A 15,681-nucleotide genomic window follows, 5' to 3' on the forward strand; every position below is an offset into this window, starting at 1 on the left:
CCTATGAGTTCAAAACAATTAGTCAGTCTCGTTTGTCCTTTCTACAATGAGGAATCGGGCGTAAACGCTTTTTACGAAGCGGTGACTCAAGAAATTGCAAAGCTTGATCGCTACGATTTCGAGTTGATTTGTGTGGATGATGGCAGCGAGGACGTCACACTCAAACATCTCATTGCCTTGAGCCTAATCAACCCAAGAATGAAGGTTGTTGAGTTATCCCGAAACTTTGGTAAAGAGGCCGCCTTGACTGCCGGACTCGATCTGGCGCAAGGCGATTTGATCATCCCGCTGGACTCGGACCTTCAGGATCCGCCATCCTTAATTAGTCAGCTCATCCAAACCTGGGAAGAGCACGACGTGGATGTGGTGTTAGCGAAACGCTCGAACAGGCAATCCGACACCCTAGGCAAACGATTGAGTGCGGCCGCCTTCTACGACACGTATAACTTTCTTGCACATATCAAGATCCCTACAAACGTAGGGGATTGCCGACTCATGACCCGTGTCGTCGTTGACACCTTGAAGCAGCTTCCCGAAAAGCAACGCTTCATGAAAGGTCTTTTCGCCTGGGTGGGATTCAAGACCATGACAATCGAATATGTTCGCCAGCCTCGGGCAAGCGGAGAATCCAAGTTTTCAGGATGGAAACTTTGGAATTTCGCCTTGGAAGGCATCACAAGCTTTAGCACCCTGCCTCTTAGGGTCTGGACATATATGGGGGTGATCGGTGCATTGATCACGGTTGTTTATGCACTGTTCATTGTCATTCGCACGATGATTTTTGGCGTGGACCTTCCCGGTTATACATCCTTATTCGTCGCTATATTATTTTTAGGCAGCGTACAGCTCATTGGCATTGGCGTTCTCGGTGAATATATTGGTCGCACCTATTTGGAGTCAAAACGCCGGCCCACTTATCTCATTCGGAAAACATACCAACAGTAAGGTTTTATCAATCGCCTGATGTGTTCGGGGTGCCGGTGGGTACAGGATGACTGTTTTAAATTAGAATGGACTTTCTTCATTACTTTCGGCACGCTTTACGTGCCACCTTATGGACATACTGATACTTGTCGCATTGATTGTTCTAAATGGTCTGTTTGCGATGTCTGAAATCGCTCTCATCACCTCCAAACGTTCAAAGCTCCAAAAGGCGGCTGAGGCGGGTGATGCTTCAGCAAAAGCGGCACTGAAGCTCGCGGCGGATCCCAACCAATTCCTTTCTACCGTACAGGTAGGAATCACCTCTATCGGCGTGTTAAGCGGTATTGTCGGTGAGGCCGCGCTTGCCAAACCACTCGCGCTTTGGTTTCAGGAATTCGGCGTGAATGTGGTTTACTCCAACTACCTCGGTACAGGTGTGGTTGTGCTATTGATCACCTATTTTTCCATTGTGATCGGAGAGCTGGTACCCAAGCGGCTCGGTCAGTCCAATCCCGAAGCGATCGCACGTCTGATGGCCAGACCGATCGCCTTTCTGGCGATGGCCACGCGCCCCTTTGTCAAACTGTTGTCTGGTTCGACCAAGTTTGTGCTGCGTATCTTACGTGTCAAGGAAAGAAACCAGCCGGAAGTCACACAAGAAGAAATTCAGGCTGTCCTCGAAGAAGGCACAGAAGCCGGTCTCATCGAATCCCATGAACACACGATGGTCAAAAATGTGTTCCGACTCGATGATCGACAGATCGCCTCATTGATGGTGCCTCGCGCCGACATCATTTATCTCGACATTCAATACTCCATAGAAAAAAACCTTGAAACGATTGAGCTCACAGACCATGCACGGTTCCCGCTGGTCAATGGCGAACTCAATCAGGTGCTGGGTATTGTGAATGCAAGAAAATTGCTTTCAAAGATCGCCAAAGGTGAAAAATACGAGCTGGCGAAAGGAGTCGAAGAAACGCTGTATGTGCCTGAGACCATCACCGGCATGGAATTACTGGCGAACTTTCGTTCATCAGGCCGGCAAATGGCTTTTGTCGTGGACGAGTACGGCGAAATACTCGGTCTGGTCACTTTGCAAGACTTGATCGAAGCAATTACTGGTGAGTTCACCCCTCGAGATCCATCCAAATCCTGGGCCGTCCGACGCGACGACGGGACCTGGCTGTTAGACGGTCACATCCCGATCCCCGAATTGAAGGACTGCCTCGAGCTGTCGGTCGTGCCCGAAGAGGAAAGAGGTCGCTATCACACCCTCAGCGGGATGTTTATGCTGCTCAGCGGCAAACTCCCGATCGAAGGCGACAAGGTCACCTGGGAAGGCTGGCAATTTGAAATCATGGATATGGATAGAAAAACGATCGATAAAGTCTTGGCATCTAAGATTGCTGAGCCAACGACACAATCCTTGCAAAATCAGAGTTGAACAAAACAAAACGGGTTACAGACTTTTGATCTGTAACCCGTTGGTATGACTGGTCGGGGCGGTGGGATTCGAACTCACGACCCTCTGCTCCCAAAGCAGATGCGCTACCAGGCTGCGCTACGCCCCGAAGACCGCTAATATACCAGAAATTTAAAAATCAGCCAAAGCGGCCGGTGATGTAATCCTCGGTTTCCTTGCGCTTGGGTTTGACGAAAATCTTGTCCGTCTGACCAAATTCCACCAGTTCGCCCAGATACATAAAGGCCGTAAAGTCCGAAACGCGGGCGGCTTGCTGCATGTTGTGGGTGACGATCGCCACGGTGTAATCAGATTTCAGCTCATGGAGCAGCTCTTCGATCTTGCCAGTGGAAATCGGGTCAAGAGCCGAGGTCGGCTCGTCAAACAAAATAACCGAAGGCTTGACCGCGACGGAGCGGGCAATACAAAGGCGTTGCTGCTGACCACCTGATAGGGATAAACCACTTTGATTGAGCTTGTCCTTGACCTCGCCCCACAGGGCGGCCTTGGTCAGCGCCCATTCAACCCGCGCGTCCATATCGCCCTTGCTTAAGTTTTCATACAAACGCACACCGAAGGCCACGTTGTCATAAATTGACATCGGGAAAGGCGTCGGCTTCTGAAACACCATGCCGATCCGCGCACGCAACATATTCAGATCCTGTTTGGGATCCAAAATATTTTCACCGTAGAAATTGACTTGACCCTCTGCACGCTGGCCGGGATACAAGCTGTACATGCGGTTGAGTGCGCGTAAGAGAGTGGACTTGCCACAGCCTGACGGACCAATAAAAGCCGTGACCTTGTGCTCGGCAATATTCAAATCAATATTTTTCAGACCCTGAAATTTTCCGTAGAAAAAGTTGAGTCCACGCACCTCAAGAGCATTTTTCAGGGACACTACATTTGCTTGACTATTCATAGAGAATCCAGAAAGTTAACCAGCGTTGCGTTCGCGGAACAAGACGCGCGCAATAATGTTAAGCACTAATACAGTCAGCGTAATCAACAAGGCACCAGCCCAGGCGAGCTTGACCCAGTTATCATAGGGACTCATCGCAAACTGGAAGATCACGACAGGCAGATTGGCGAGAGGCGCGTTCATATCAGCTGAAAAGAACTGATTATTGAGTGCGGTAAAAAGCAAGGGTGCGGTCTCACCACTGATGCGAGCGAGCGCCAACAGCAGGCCCGTCATCACGCCAGCACGCGCGGCACGCAAAGTCACATAGCTTGTGACTTTCCAGCGCGGTGCACCGAGTGCGAATGCGGCTTCGCGCAAGCTACCTGGCACCAGGCGCAACATATTTTCAGTTGTGCGTAAAACAACAGGGATCGCGATCAGAGAGAGTGCGAACGAACCAGCCCAACCTGAAAAATGCTTGACCTGAGCAACCAGGACGGCATAGACAAACAGGCCTAAAACAATGGACGGAGCAGACAACATGATGTCGGTCACAAAGCGCGTCACAGAGGCCAACTTGTTGCCGTCACCGAACTCCGCCAGATAAACACCCGCAAATATTCCAATGGGGGTACTGATCAAGACGCTCACGCCCACCATCATCAAACTTCCAACTATGGCGTTCGCCAGTCCGCCGCCGGGTGTCCCCGGAGCCGGTGTCGATTCGGTGAAAATCGCCCAGCTTAAACCGGCGAACCCGTTTTTAAACAGGATAAAAAGGATCCATAGTAAAACGAACAAACCAAGCGCCATCGCAAACATGGATAGCGACAGTCCAAGGATATTGACGAACTTGCGGCGTCGATAAAGGTTGCTATTCATTAGGTCTTTGCCCCTTGAGCTCTTTCAGTACGCCAAATCAAGATCTTGGCAATCGACAGCACAATGAAGGTGATGACAAACAAGAGAAATCCGAGTGCGAACAGAGTGGACAAATGAAACTCGTCGGCTTCGCCAAATTCATTGGCAAGCGTCGAAGCAATCGAAGTACCCGGCGCAAACAAGGACTCGCTGATGCGCTGAGAGTTACCGATCACAAACGTGACCGCCATTGTTTCACCCAGCGCGCGGCCGAGGCCGAGCATGATGCCACCAATCACGCCCTTTTGTGTATAAGGCAAGACGATGTAGCGCACCACTTCCCAGGTTGTACAGCCCAGGCCGTAGGCCGACTCGCGCAAAATAGGCGGAACAATTGCGAACACGTCGCGCATCACCGCCGCGATGAAGGGAAGCACCATGAACGCCAGGATGATACCTGCCGCCAACAGACCGATGCCGTTCATCGCGCCACCGAACAAGGGACCGATCAGCGGCATCTGTCCAAGCGTGGACTGCAAGGCTGGCTGACCATACTCGGCAAATAGCGGCGCAAAAATAAACAAGCCAAACATACCGTAAATAATTGAGGGAACAGCCGCAAGCAGTTCAATCGCAGTGCCCAGAGGGCGGCGCAGCCACACCGGACACATTTCCGTTAAAAACAAGGCGATACCAAAGGCCAGCGGTACAGCGATCAAGAGCGCGATCGCAGAGCTCACGAGCGTGCCGTAAATGGCGATCGCGGCCCCAAAGTCCTCGTTGATGATGTCCCACTCAACGGTCCAAATAAAATCGATCCCAAATTTCTTAAATGCCGGCCAGGCGCTAATCATCAGCGACACTAAGATGGCCGCTAGGGCGACCAAAACCAGCATTGCAAACACCATCGTGACTTTGTGGAATAAAAAGTCCTGAATACGCTGCTTTTTAACCACCGCCATCATATGCGGGTCCAACATGCCACTCGTCGTTGGGTGCGTACCCATCTACTACTCCTTAGAACCGAATGTCCAGGCCCAAAGGGCCTGGACAGACTGATTTGAGACTGTACACAACATCTCAGTTTGGATCGTGATTCTTACTTAGTGTTTGATCTGCGACCAGACTTTATCTGCGATTGCCTTGGTCAACACATCTGGAAGTGGCACGTAGTCCAAGTCTAGCGCCAGTTGCTGACCATCTTTAAAGGCCCAGCTAAAGAACTTGATCACGTCTTTTGAAGCTTGCTTGTTGGCAGGTTCTTTGTACATCAGGACAAATGAAGCGCCGGTGATGGGCCAGGCTGCGGCACCCTTTTGCTCAACCAGGGAAATCCCCATCCCAGGCACGCTGAACCAGTCTGCACCTGCTGCGGCAGCGGCAAAGGTCTTTTCGCTTGGTGCCACATACTGACCATCTTTATTCATCAATTGGAGGTACTTGATGTTGTTCTTCTTGGCGTAGGCGTATTCAACGTAACCAATCGAACCTTTCACACGCGTAACGTTTGCGGCCACGCCTTCGTTACCCTTGCCACCGACCGAGCTGCTAGCTGGCCACTTTACTGCGGCACCCTTGCCAACCTTGTCTGCCCAGGGCTTGCTGACTTCGTTCAAATAGTCGGTAAAAATAAAGGTTGTGCCAGAACCATCCGCACGGTGAACGACTGTGATGGACTGATCAGGCAGTTTTTTACCTGGGTTGAGAGCGGTGATCTTGGGATCGTTCCATTTTGTAATGGTGCCCATGAAGATATCGGCCAATACTGGACCGGTCAGTCTGAGTTCAGCCTGCGCAAAGCCCTCGAGGTTGGCTACTGGCACCACACCGCCGAGAATCACTGGAAACTGAACCATACCGTCTTTTTCAAGCTGGTCGCCCTTGACAGGCGCATCAGACGCACCAAAGGTCACGGTTTTTGCGCGAATCTGACGCAAGCCACCGGAGGAGCCGATTGACTGATAGTTCAAACCTACGTTTTCAACTTTTTTATAGACTTCTGCCCATTTGGCGAAGATTGGGTATGGGAACGTGGCGCCTGCGCCGGTGATATCGGCAGCCTGCACACTCAGGGCGGCTGCGCTCATGGCGAGACCCGCTGTCAGGGAGGTCAGTACGCGTTTGATCATTTTTAAATCCTCAATCAATCTATTAATGTAAATAGCTGTTCACTACAGACCGAATCTTAAGGATCGAAAATGACGAATTCATGACAATACTGACTTTTAGGGAAAAACCAGGCTTTTTTTAGAAAAGCAGTCTTTGTTTCAAAAAAATCTTAGCTCTTAATTAGCCAAGCTTGTCCATCAAGTGCTGGTGAAGCGAAAACGGCGCGCGACGATTGCGAATCAACGCGTAGGTTCCGTCCGGCTGCTGCAGCCAGGCGCGTTGATTATCACGCAGTGCGTAAGTGAACGCCTCTTCTATCACTCGCTTTTTCAAGGCGGGCTGCGTGACGGGAAAGGCGATTTCAACACGACGGAAAAAATTACGATCCATCCAGTCGGCCGAAGACAGATAAACAGACTCTTTTCCTTGATCATAAAAATAGAACACCCGCGAGTGCTCAAGGAAACGGCCTACGATCGATCGAACAGTGATGTTGTCCGACAAACCCGCCACACCAGATCGCAACGCACAGACACCTCGTACGATCAAATCAATTTTGACGCCAGCTTGACTGGCCTTGTAGAGCTCCTGGATCACCAAAGGCTCAAGTAAAGAGTTCATTTTGGCCAAAATACGAGATTTTTTACCCGCACGCGCCGCACGCGTTTCGGCACGGATCATGTTGATCACAGTGCTGTGCATGGTGAATGGTGACTGCAACAACATTTTTAATTTGCGACGCTCCCCCAGCCCGGTGAGCTGAGAGAACACCAAGTCCATGTCTTCGCAGAGCTTGGGATCGGCCGTGAGCAGGCCAAAATCCGTGTAGAGACTCGCTGTGCGCAAATGGTAGTTGCCTGTGCCCATGTGTCCGTAACGACGGATACGTCCTTTTTCCCGGCGCAACACCAACGCCATCTTTGCATGCGTTTTATGTCCCACTACACCATAGACAACGTGGGCACCCACCTCTTCGAGGCGAGCAGCCCAGTTGATGTTGGTCTGTTCGTCAAAACGGGCCATCAACTCCACCACAACGGTGACCTCTTTACCGGCTTTCGCTGCGGCGAGCAGCAGGTGCATCAGCTCCGAGTCCTCGCCAGTCCGATAAATCGTTTGCTTGATTGCCACCACATCAGGATCGAAAGCAGCTGCAGTCAAAAAATCCAGAATAGGCTTGAAAGACTGATATGGGTGATGCAACAGATGATCTTGCTTGGAGATCGCCTCGAAGATCGCTGGAGAGCGCGCGGGCAAACTGTCAAAGGGAACGGGGACGCAAGCTTTGAACTCCGGAAACAGCAGGTCCGGTGCTTTGACGATATTACAGATCTGCATGAGCCGCGCAACGTTTGCGGGACCATTTACGCGATAGGTATCCGCTGCCGTCAGGGAAAACTCTTTCTGTAAAAAATGTTCAATGTGCGCAGGCGTGTTGTGATCGATTTCCAAACGCACGGCAGAACCAAAATTACGCTGTGAAAGCTCACCTTGCAAGGCCTGCCGCAAGTTGGTGACCTCTTCTTCGTCGACGAACAAATCGCTGTTGCGCGTCACGCGCCATTGGTAACAGCCTTCCATATGCATGCCGGGAAACAAGTCGCCCACAAAAGCGCGCAGAAATCCGGTTAATAAAATAAATCCGTGCGGATGCCCCGATACTGCGGGAGGTACTTTGATCAGGCGCGGCAAAGCCCTGGGAGCCTGCACGATTGCAATCGTTGACTTGCGACCAAACGCATCCACTCCAGAGAGCGGAACGATGAAATTCAAGCTTTTGTTGTAAACCCTGGGGAATGGATGGGCGGGATCCAGACCGATCGGCGTCAACAACGGCATCACGTCACGATGAAAGACTTCGCGGGCCCATTTTCTCTGGGCGGCATTCCAATCGGCTGCCTGGTGCAGTACCACGCCCTCGGCCTTCAGCGCAGGCAAAACCTGCTCGTTCAGCAGCGCATACTGCCGATCCACCAACACGTGGACAGCTTGCTGAACGCGCTCAAAAGCCTCTTCAGTGGTGAGACCATCCGGCCCCATCAAATGAGGATGCTGCGCGATCTGGGCCTTGAGACTCGAGACTCTGATTTCAAAAAACTCATCCAGATTCGAGCCGACAATACAGACGTAACGCAACCGCTCCAGCGCAGGGGTATCGGGCCGTTCAGCCATCGCCAACACGCGCTCGTTGAATTGCAGGAGCGACAGCTCACGATTGAAATAAAGGGGTTCGGCTTTCTTTCTGGCGGGCATCTGGGTTAGAACCTGTAAATAGGTATGGAGTGGCGCAATTCAATGCTTTTGAGCACATGATAGCGGCATTTTCGTGGTTTAAGCTTATCCTGCCTGTATGACAAACTTTTTACAAGATAGCCTTTTATAATATCCACATCGCATTCTGGTTAAATTGTATGAAACACCTGTTGGCTGCAGTCGATCTGGGATCCAACAGCTTTAGGCTGTCAATCGGTCGGGTTGCCGAGCAAAATGGCGCCAAACACATCTATCAGATCGATCGGCTGAAGGAAACTGTGCGTCTGGCTGCTGGTTTGGACGCCTCCAAAAACCTCAATCAAGAGGCCATCGATCGGGCCGTAGAAGTCTTGCAGCGTTTTGGTGAAAGACTGCGCAGCTTTCACCCTGATCGTGTCCGTGCAGTCGCCACCAATACATTCCGCGTCGCCCGTAACGTTTCGGAATTCCTACCTCTGGCCGAAGCCGCGCTTGGTTTTCCAATCGAAGTCATTGCCGGACGCGAGGAGGCCCGACTAATTTACACGGGCGTCAGTCATACACTCCCCATTTCTGCTGAAAAAAGGCTAGTGATCGACATTGGCGGTGGTTCGACCGAGGTCATCATCGGCAAAGGCGACGAGCCTATTTTGACCTCTTCGCTCTACATGGGTTGCGTGAGTTTCAGCCAAAAGTTTTTCCCCGGCGGTCGGATTGATGCGCAAGGGATGAAACAAGCCGAGCTCGCGGCCCGGCGCGAAATCGAAGTGATCACTAAACCCTACCGAAAAATGGGTTGGGATGCCGCCTACGGCTCTTCCGGCACAGCAAAAGCACTGCTGGCTATTTTGACCGACGGCAAACTCACCACCGGCGGCATCACCCGCGACGGCCTGGAACGACTCAAAACCAAACTCATACGCTCTGGGCGCGTCATCACCGATGAGCTGCCCGGGATCAAAGTTGATCGGGCGGATGTGTTGACTGGCGGCCTGGCCATCATGAGCGCGTTTTTTGACGAAATGCGTGTCGAAACCATGACCACCGGTGACGGTGCTTTGCGTTTGGGCGTACTTGTTGACCTGGCCGGACGCGAAGAATCTCATGACCGTCGCGATGAGTCGGTGTCAGCTTTCATGAAGCGCTATCACGTGGACGCGCGTCAAGCGAATCGTGTCAAACGCACCGCACTCAGTTTGTTTGAAAGCTTATTTCCCAACCGCAGTCAGCAAGACGAACTACGCCATACGCTGAGCTGGGCCGCCGATTTGCACGAGGTCGGTTTATCGATCGCGCAAGCGGGCTATCACAAACATAGCGCGTATATTTTGAACAACGCCGACATGCCAGGTTTTTCGCGCGTCGACCAGCTCCACCTTGGTTTACTCGCGCTGGTCCACACGGGCAAACTTGCAAAAGCGCAATCGCTCGTCAAAGGTCGAGACCAATGGCTCACCATCCTATGTTTACGTTTGGCCGTGTTGCTTTGTCGACGCCGGGAGGATGTGACGCGTTTACCTCTGTCGGTGAGCGTGAACGGCAACTCGATTGTGTGCCGAGTCGACAAAAAATGGCTTGCTACGCATCCTTTGACCGATTTCTCTCTGCACGGAGAGGAATCCGAGTGGAGCAAAGTCGGTTTTGATTTTGAGCTGATTCTCGTCTGAGCTCAACCCAGATTGACAGCTGTCAGCATGGCAATGCCCTGCTCGACTAAACGCTCATCTTCGGCCTCAACCATCAGGCGCAGTTTTGGCTCGGTACCCGAGGCACGAATCAGCACGCGCCCACGATCACCGAGCATCGCCTCAACCTGAGCCTTGGCGGCCTGCAGTCCAGAATGATCGGCCCAGTTTTTACCCGGAACCCAGGGCACGTTGACCATGGTTTGCGGATACATCTTGAGCCCTTGCAGCCATTGAGGCAAGGTTTCGCCGCTGCGCTGGAGCGCCGCGAGCACTTGCAAAGCGGCCACGATGCCATCGCCCGTGGTGTGTGCGTCCAGACATAAAAGATGTCCGGAGCTTTCACCTCCGAATAGCCAGCCGCGGTTGCGCAACTGTTCGAGCACATATCGGTCGCCAACTTGGGCACGCTCAAAAGGGATGCCCAACTTGCTTAACTGTTTCTCCAGACCAAAGTTAGTCATCAGTGTTCCGACCACTCCCGCCACCGGACCGCGCGCCAAACGTTCACGCACCACGGCGTATAACAATTCGTCGCCATTAAACACGCGCCCCGTGGCATCAACCATCTGCAAACGATCCGCGTCTCCGTCCAGCGCGATACCAAGATCAGCGCCTCGGGCACGGACTTCTGCCGCCAGGCCTTCGGGATGCAATGCGCCAACATCCTTGTTGATATTGAAACCATCTGGAGAAACGCCGATGGCGTGTACCTCGGCACCCAGCTCGCGAAACACATGCGGGGCGATGTGATAGGCCGCACCATTGGCTGCATCAATCACAAGCTTGAGACCTTTTAAGTCAAGATCCGAAGGAAACGTACTTTTGCAAAACTCAATATAACGTCCCGGTGCATCGTCAATCCGACGAGCCCGGCCAAGCTTTTCTGAAGGCACGCACACCATGGGCTCGTCAATCGCCGCTTCAATGGCCGCTTCTGTTTCGTCGGGCAGTTTCATGCCCTTTGAAGAGAAAAACTTGATGCCATTATCATGGTAAGGGTTGTGCGACGCGCTAATCACGATACCCGCGACCAAGCGCCATGTCCGCGTCAGATATGCCACAGCTGGCGTGGGCAAAGGTCCTGCCAGCAAGACCTCCACGCCAGCCGAAGCAAAGCCTGCCTCGAGTGCCGACTCAAGCATGTAGCCACTGATACGAGTATCCTTGCCAATCAACACTGTCGGCCGTCCGCTGCGACCGCTCGAACTGACGTGAGATTCAGATAACACCTTGCCCGCGGCATAGCCAAGACGCAAGGCAAATTCAGCGTTAATCACCTCACCGCCTACCAAGCCTCTCACACCATCGGTGCCGAAATATTTTCTTTTTGACATTTTATTTTTCACCATCCTCTACCGCCTGCCAAACTGACAAGGCATCTCGCGTTTCCCTGACATCATGCACCCGCAACACACGTGCGCCGCGCAGTGTGCCTGCAAGCGCTGCAGCAATACTGCCGCATATTCGCTGATCAACTGGGCGTCCAGTGACCGCTCCGATCATGGACTTGCGCGAAACGCCAAGGACGACAGGATAACCCGCATTGGCGATTACATTCAAATTGGCGAGCAATCGATAGTTTTGCTCAACTGTTTTACCAAAACCAAAACCGGGATCCAAACTGATACGGGCCGCTGCAACACCCTGCGCCTCAAGGATCCGCGCCTGTTGTAGCAACTCCGTTTTGATGTCGAGCACAACATCGTTGTAATGCGGGTGCTGCTGCATCGTGCGAGGTTCGCCCTGCATGTGCATCACGCATATGCCACATTGTCCATGGCGCGCGACAATCCGCTGGGCCGCCTCGTCGCGCATCCCTGTCACGTCATTGATGATGTCAGCACCCACATCGAGCGCCGCCTGCATCACCTCTGGCTTGCAAGTATCCACAGAGATTGCCACGCCGCTATGCAGCAGGGCTTTGATCACTGGCATCACACGCGTGAGTTCATCCTGCACAGATACTGGCAACGCGCCAGGCCGTGTCGACTCTCCCCCGATATCGAGTATTTCCGCACCCTCTTGAATCAGAGTATGGGCATGGCGGATAGCCGACTCGGTTCGTGCATGCTGTCCACCGTCCGAAAATGAATCGGGCGTGACGTTGACAATCCCCATAAGAATCGGGCGCTTGAGCTCAAACTCAAAGCGCCCGCATGTCCAACGTTCAGCTATCAAACTTGGCACTGCCAAACTTAAACAACCGCGGCAGGATCAGTCGTGCCTGGGGCAGTCCCGCTTGGAGGCGAGCCTGTCGAATCCATCGGTGCATCAGGGACTTTGGGTGGACGGGGAGGACGGCCTTCGATAATATCGTTGATCTGATCCGAGTCAATGGTTTCCCACTCGAGCAGGGATTTCGCCATGACTTCAACTTTTTCACGGTTATTTTCCAGAATCGTCCGGGCTACTGCGTATTGCTCGTCGATGATCTTGCGAATCTGCTGATCAACTTTTTGCATCGTGTCTTCGGACATATGGGTTGTTTTAGTCACGCTGCGACCCAGGAAAACCTCACCCTCGTTTTCCGCATAGACCATTGGACCAAGTTCTTCGGACATGCCGTAACGCGTCACCATGTCGCGCGCCATTGCCGTCGCGCGTTCAAAGTCGTTGGAAGCGCCAGTCGTCATTTGATTCATGAACAACTCTTCGGCGATACGGCCACCAAACAGCACAGCGATCGTGCACAACATGCGTTCTTTATCCATGCTGTAACGGTCGCCCTCTGGCAACTGCATCGTGACACCCAGTGCGCGACCACGAGGAATAATCGTGACCTTGTGGACTGGATCAGTCTTGGGCAACATTCTTGCAACCACCGCGTGACCTGACTCGTGATAAGCGGTGTTGCGACGCTCTTCTTCGGGCATCACCAGGGAGCGACGCTCAGCACCCATGATGATCTTGTCTTTCGCCTTTTCAAAGTCAGACATGTCAACCGTGCGACCATTACGGCGGGCAGCAAACAGGGCGGCCTCGTTGACAAGGTTGGCCAGGTCCGCACCGGAAAAGCCAGGGCAGCCACGAGCCAACACGTGCGCATCAACGTTTTGTGCAACAGGCACTTTACGCATGTGAACTTTGAGAATTTGTTCGCGGCCACGGATATCCGGTAGCGGAACGACCACTTGGCGATCGAAGCGACCTGGACGCAGCAAAGCAGGATCAAGCACGTCAGGACGGTTCGTGGCGGCGATCACGATCACGCCTACGCCAGACTCGAAACCATCCATCTCGACCAGCAACTGGTTCAGTGTTTGTTCACGCTCGTCGTTACCACCGCCGAGACCTGCGCCACGCTGGCGACCTACCGCATCGATTTCATCGATGAAGATGATGCAAGGGGAATGCTTTTTAGCGTTTTCAAACATGTCACGCACACGCGCGGCACCCACACCGACAAACATCTCGACAAAGTCGGAGCCCGAAATGCTGAAGAACGGAACCTTGGCCTCACCGGCAATCGCCTTAGCCAACAATGTTTTACCTGTACCAGGCGAACCGACCATCAGCACGCCGCGGGGAATATGTCCGCCGAGCTTCTGGAACTTTGTTGGGTCGCGCAAAAAGTCAACCAGCTCCTGCACGTCCTCTTTGGCCTCATCGCAACCGGCCACATCGGCAAAGGTCACGATGTTTGTGCTCTCATCAAGCATCTTGGCGCGGGACTTACCAAAGCTGAAGGCACCGCCTTTGCCGCCACCCTGCATCTGGCGCATGAAAAATACCCAGACACCGATCAGCAACAGCATCGGGAACCATGAGACGAAAATGCTCATCAGGAATGAGGGCTCTTCGCGCGCTTTGCCTGAAACCTGGACACCAGCCTTCATCAGGTCAGAGACCATCCAGAGATCGCCGGGGGAAGTCAGCGTGTATGGGCGGCCCGTATCAGGCGTGACGTACAACACATCACTCTGCACATCCACTTTGCGGATTTTGCCAGCCTTGGCATCGTCCATAAACTGGGTGTAACTGACCGAATCCTGGGTAGGCGCGCGGCTGTCAAACTGTTTAAAAACAGTAAACAGCACCAAGGCGATCACCATCCAGACTGCGACTTTCGAAAACGAATTGTTCAAGGCCGATCTCCTGCTTGTAATTCCGACAAGCGATCACCCTAATGGCCTAAAGGGGATTTCGCGAATTGACTATACCTAATTCTACCCCGTTCCGGGCGTCGGTCGGTCTCGTTCCCCTACGTCCTCGAGGGATCAGAAACCGACTTTTTTGCTACTACTTTCGACCCTTTGCGATCAGAAAAGTTTCAGACGAACGATCACGCGATGCTTTGGGCTTGCGCTCAACCACGCGTTTGAAGTGACGTTTGAAGCTTTCGACAATCTGGGAGAATCCACTTCCATGAAACGCCTTCACGATCAGTGCACCATCAGGTTTGAGGTGTAAAAGCGAAAATTCAAGGGCTAAATCAACAATTTGCTGGATTCGAGCCGAATCCGCACTCCCCACGCCAGACAAATTAGGTGCCATATCCGACATAACCAAATCTACCTTAGCCCCTGCCAGCATTGTGTTCAGTGTTTCAAGTACCTCGTCCTCGCTGAAATCGCCTTGAATAAACTCGACCCCAGCGATCGGCTCCATCGGTAATATATCGAGCGCCAGAATACGTCCATCAATCACGCCTCCTTTGCCGACAAGCCTCTCTCGCGCAACCTGCGACCAGCTACCGGGCGCAGAACCGAGGTCCACAATCACATCGCCGCGGCGCATCAGCTTCTCTGCGTCGAGGATTTCGGTTAATTTGAAGGCCGCACGGGCGCGATAGCCCTTTTGAGTGGCTAATTTGACGAATGGGTCGTTGATGTGTTGCATCACCCACTCTTTTGAAAATTTGTTTTTGGCCATTCCCGTACAATCTACCTTATGACTATTATGGAACTCACCCCACGCGAACGCAGCGCTCTTCGTGCCGCTGCCCATCCACTGCGCCCCGTTGTCCTGATTGGTGACAACGGCTTGACCGAGGCAGTCCTCAAAGAAATCGACATGAATCTGTCGGCTCACGAGCTGATCAAAGTCCGGGCCGGCACCGCTGATCGGGACGAGCGCGACGCGATGCTCAGCACGATTTGCGAAACGCTCTCCTGCGCTGCCGTGCATCATCTCGGCAAGATGCTCATCCTGTATCGCTATGGAGCAAAAGGGACTTATCTCAAGCCCACGCCAGAACCCAGCACGCCAGCCAAACGCAAACCCTCAGAGCCTCACACACCGAAAAAACTCGCCGCGCTTGGAAAGAAGGTTGAAAAACCTACCCGCCGTACCCGTGCCGAGCGGGATAACGCTGAGGAGCTTGACCGTCCGCGTGTCTTTTCTGGGGACCGTCCCGCACGACCAAGTACCCGTGCGACAGGCTCCAAGGATACAGCACATGGGATCCCGCGTCGCAGTGCGCTCTCTCTGCGGGCCGGTGCGCGTCGTGGCGCACCTGGTTTGACTGCCCGCAAACGCCCTGCCCCAAAACATTAAATCAT

At 53.0% G+C, this 15,681-nt stretch carries 13 protein-coding genes and 1 tRNA gene; 4 read left to right on the forward strand and 10 right to left on the reverse strand.

Annotated features, from left to right (window positions below; genetic code table 11):
* The first annotated feature begins 3 nt into the window (after positions 1-3).
* Both QWY27_RS04455 and QWY27_RS04460 read left to right on the forward strand, forming a co-directional pair.
* Positions 4-945 carry a glycosyltransferase family 2 protein gene (locus QWY27_RS04455; RefSeq protein ID WP_290195130.1) on the forward strand — a complete coding sequence of 314 codons (942 nt, stop codon included), beginning with the start codon at positions 4-6 and terminating at the stop codon, positions 943-945.
* Positions 946-1,054: 109 nt separating this feature from the next.
* The gene (locus QWY27_RS04460; protein ID WP_290195132.1) at positions 1,055-2,368 is read left to right on the forward strand and encodes a hemolysin family protein; all 1,314 of its coding nucleotides are present in this window, start codon (positions 1,055-1,057) and stop codon (positions 2,366-2,368) included.
* 50 nt (positions 2,369-2,418) lie between these two features.
* Here QWY27_RS04460 and QWY27_RS04465 read toward each other — a convergent pair.
* From QWY27_RS04465 to ppk1, 6 genes are all read right to left on the reverse strand, one after another.
* Positions 2,419-2,495 (reverse strand) — tRNA-Pro (locus QWY27_RS04465).
* A 30-nt stretch (positions 2,496-2,525) separates the two neighbouring features.
* The gene (pstB, locus tag QWY27_RS04470; protein WP_290195134.1) at positions 2,526-3,308 is read right to left on the reverse strand and encodes a phosphate ABC transporter ATP-binding protein PstB; all 783 of its coding nucleotides are present in this window, start codon (positions 3,306-3,308) and stop codon (positions 2,526-2,528) included.
* A gap of 15 nt (positions 3,309-3,323) precedes the next feature.
* Positions 3,324-4,172 (reverse strand): phosphate ABC transporter permease PstA, encoded by an 849-nt coding sequence (pstA, locus tag QWY27_RS04475; protein WP_290195135.1) that lies wholly within the window; start codon positions 4,170-4,172, stop codon positions 3,324-3,326.
* Positions 4,172-5,158: a phosphate ABC transporter permease subunit PstC gene (gene pstC, locus QWY27_RS04480; protein WP_290195137.1), complete on the reverse strand. Its 987-nt coding sequence runs from the start codon at positions 5,156-5,158 to the stop codon at positions 4,172-4,174. Before pstC ends, pstA begins: the two co-directional genes overlap by 1 nt.
* Positions 5,159-5,254: 96 nt before the next feature.
* On the reverse strand, positions 5,255-6,280 hold the full coding sequence (gene pstS / locus QWY27_RS04485; RefSeq protein WP_290195139.1) for a phosphate ABC transporter substrate-binding protein PstS: 1,026 nt from the start codon (positions 6,278-6,280) through the stop codon (positions 5,255-5,257).
* A gap of 160 nt (positions 6,281-6,440) precedes the next feature.
* Entirely contained in the window at positions 6,441-8,513 is a 2,073-nt protein-coding gene (gene ppk1, locus QWY27_RS04490; protein WP_290195141.1) for a polyphosphate kinase 1, read from the reverse strand.
* A gap of 158 nt (positions 8,514-8,671) precedes the next feature.
* Here ppk1 and ppx point away from each other — a divergent pair, with 158 nt between their 5' ends.
* Positions 8,672-10,159 carry an exopolyphosphatase gene (gene ppx, locus QWY27_RS04495; protein WP_290195144.1) on the forward strand — a complete coding sequence of 496 codons (1,488 nt, stop codon included), beginning with the start codon at positions 8,672-8,674 and terminating at the stop codon, positions 10,157-10,159.
* Positions 10,160-10,161: 2 nt separating this feature from the next.
* Here the strand turns inward: ppx and glmM are convergent, their stop codons facing one another.
* The 4 genes from glmM to QWY27_RS04515 form a co-directional block, all read right to left on the reverse strand.
* Positions 10,162-11,514: a phosphoglucosamine mutase gene (gene glmM, locus QWY27_RS04500; protein ID WP_290195145.1), complete on the reverse strand. Its 1,353-nt coding sequence runs from the start codon at positions 11,512-11,514 to the stop codon at positions 10,162-10,164.
* Position 11,515: 1 nt separating this feature from the next.
* Positions 11,516-12,355, reverse strand: a complete 840-nt coding sequence (gene folP / locus QWY27_RS04505; protein ID WP_290195459.1) for a dihydropteroate synthase — start codon at positions 12,353-12,355, stop codon at positions 11,516-11,518.
* A 20-nt stretch (positions 12,356-12,375) separates the two neighbouring features.
* Entirely contained in the window at positions 12,376-14,265 is a 1,890-nt protein-coding gene (ftsH, locus tag QWY27_RS04510) for an ATP-dependent zinc metalloprotease FtsH (protein WP_290195147.1), read from the reverse strand.
* Between the two features lie 154 nt (positions 14,266-14,419).
* The gene (locus QWY27_RS04515; protein ID WP_290195150.1) at positions 14,420-15,052 is read right to left on the reverse strand and encodes an RlmE family RNA methyltransferase; all 633 of its coding nucleotides are present in this window, start codon (positions 15,050-15,052) and stop codon (positions 14,420-14,422) included.
* Between the two features lie 18 nt (positions 15,053-15,070).
* On the opposite strand from QWY27_RS04515, the gene QWY27_RS04520 reads away from it, so the two are divergent.
* Positions 15,071-15,676 carry a YhbY family RNA-binding protein gene (locus QWY27_RS04520; protein ID WP_290195152.1) on the forward strand — a complete coding sequence of 202 codons (606 nt, stop codon included), beginning with the start codon at positions 15,071-15,073 and terminating at the stop codon, positions 15,674-15,676.
* Positions 15,677-15,681: the final 5 nt, after the last annotated feature.

Source organism: Zwartia vadi (genome assembly GCF_030410375.1).
Classification (GTDB): domain Bacteria; phylum Pseudomonadota; class Gammaproteobacteria; order Burkholderiales; family Burkholderiaceae_B; genus Zwartia; species Zwartia vadi.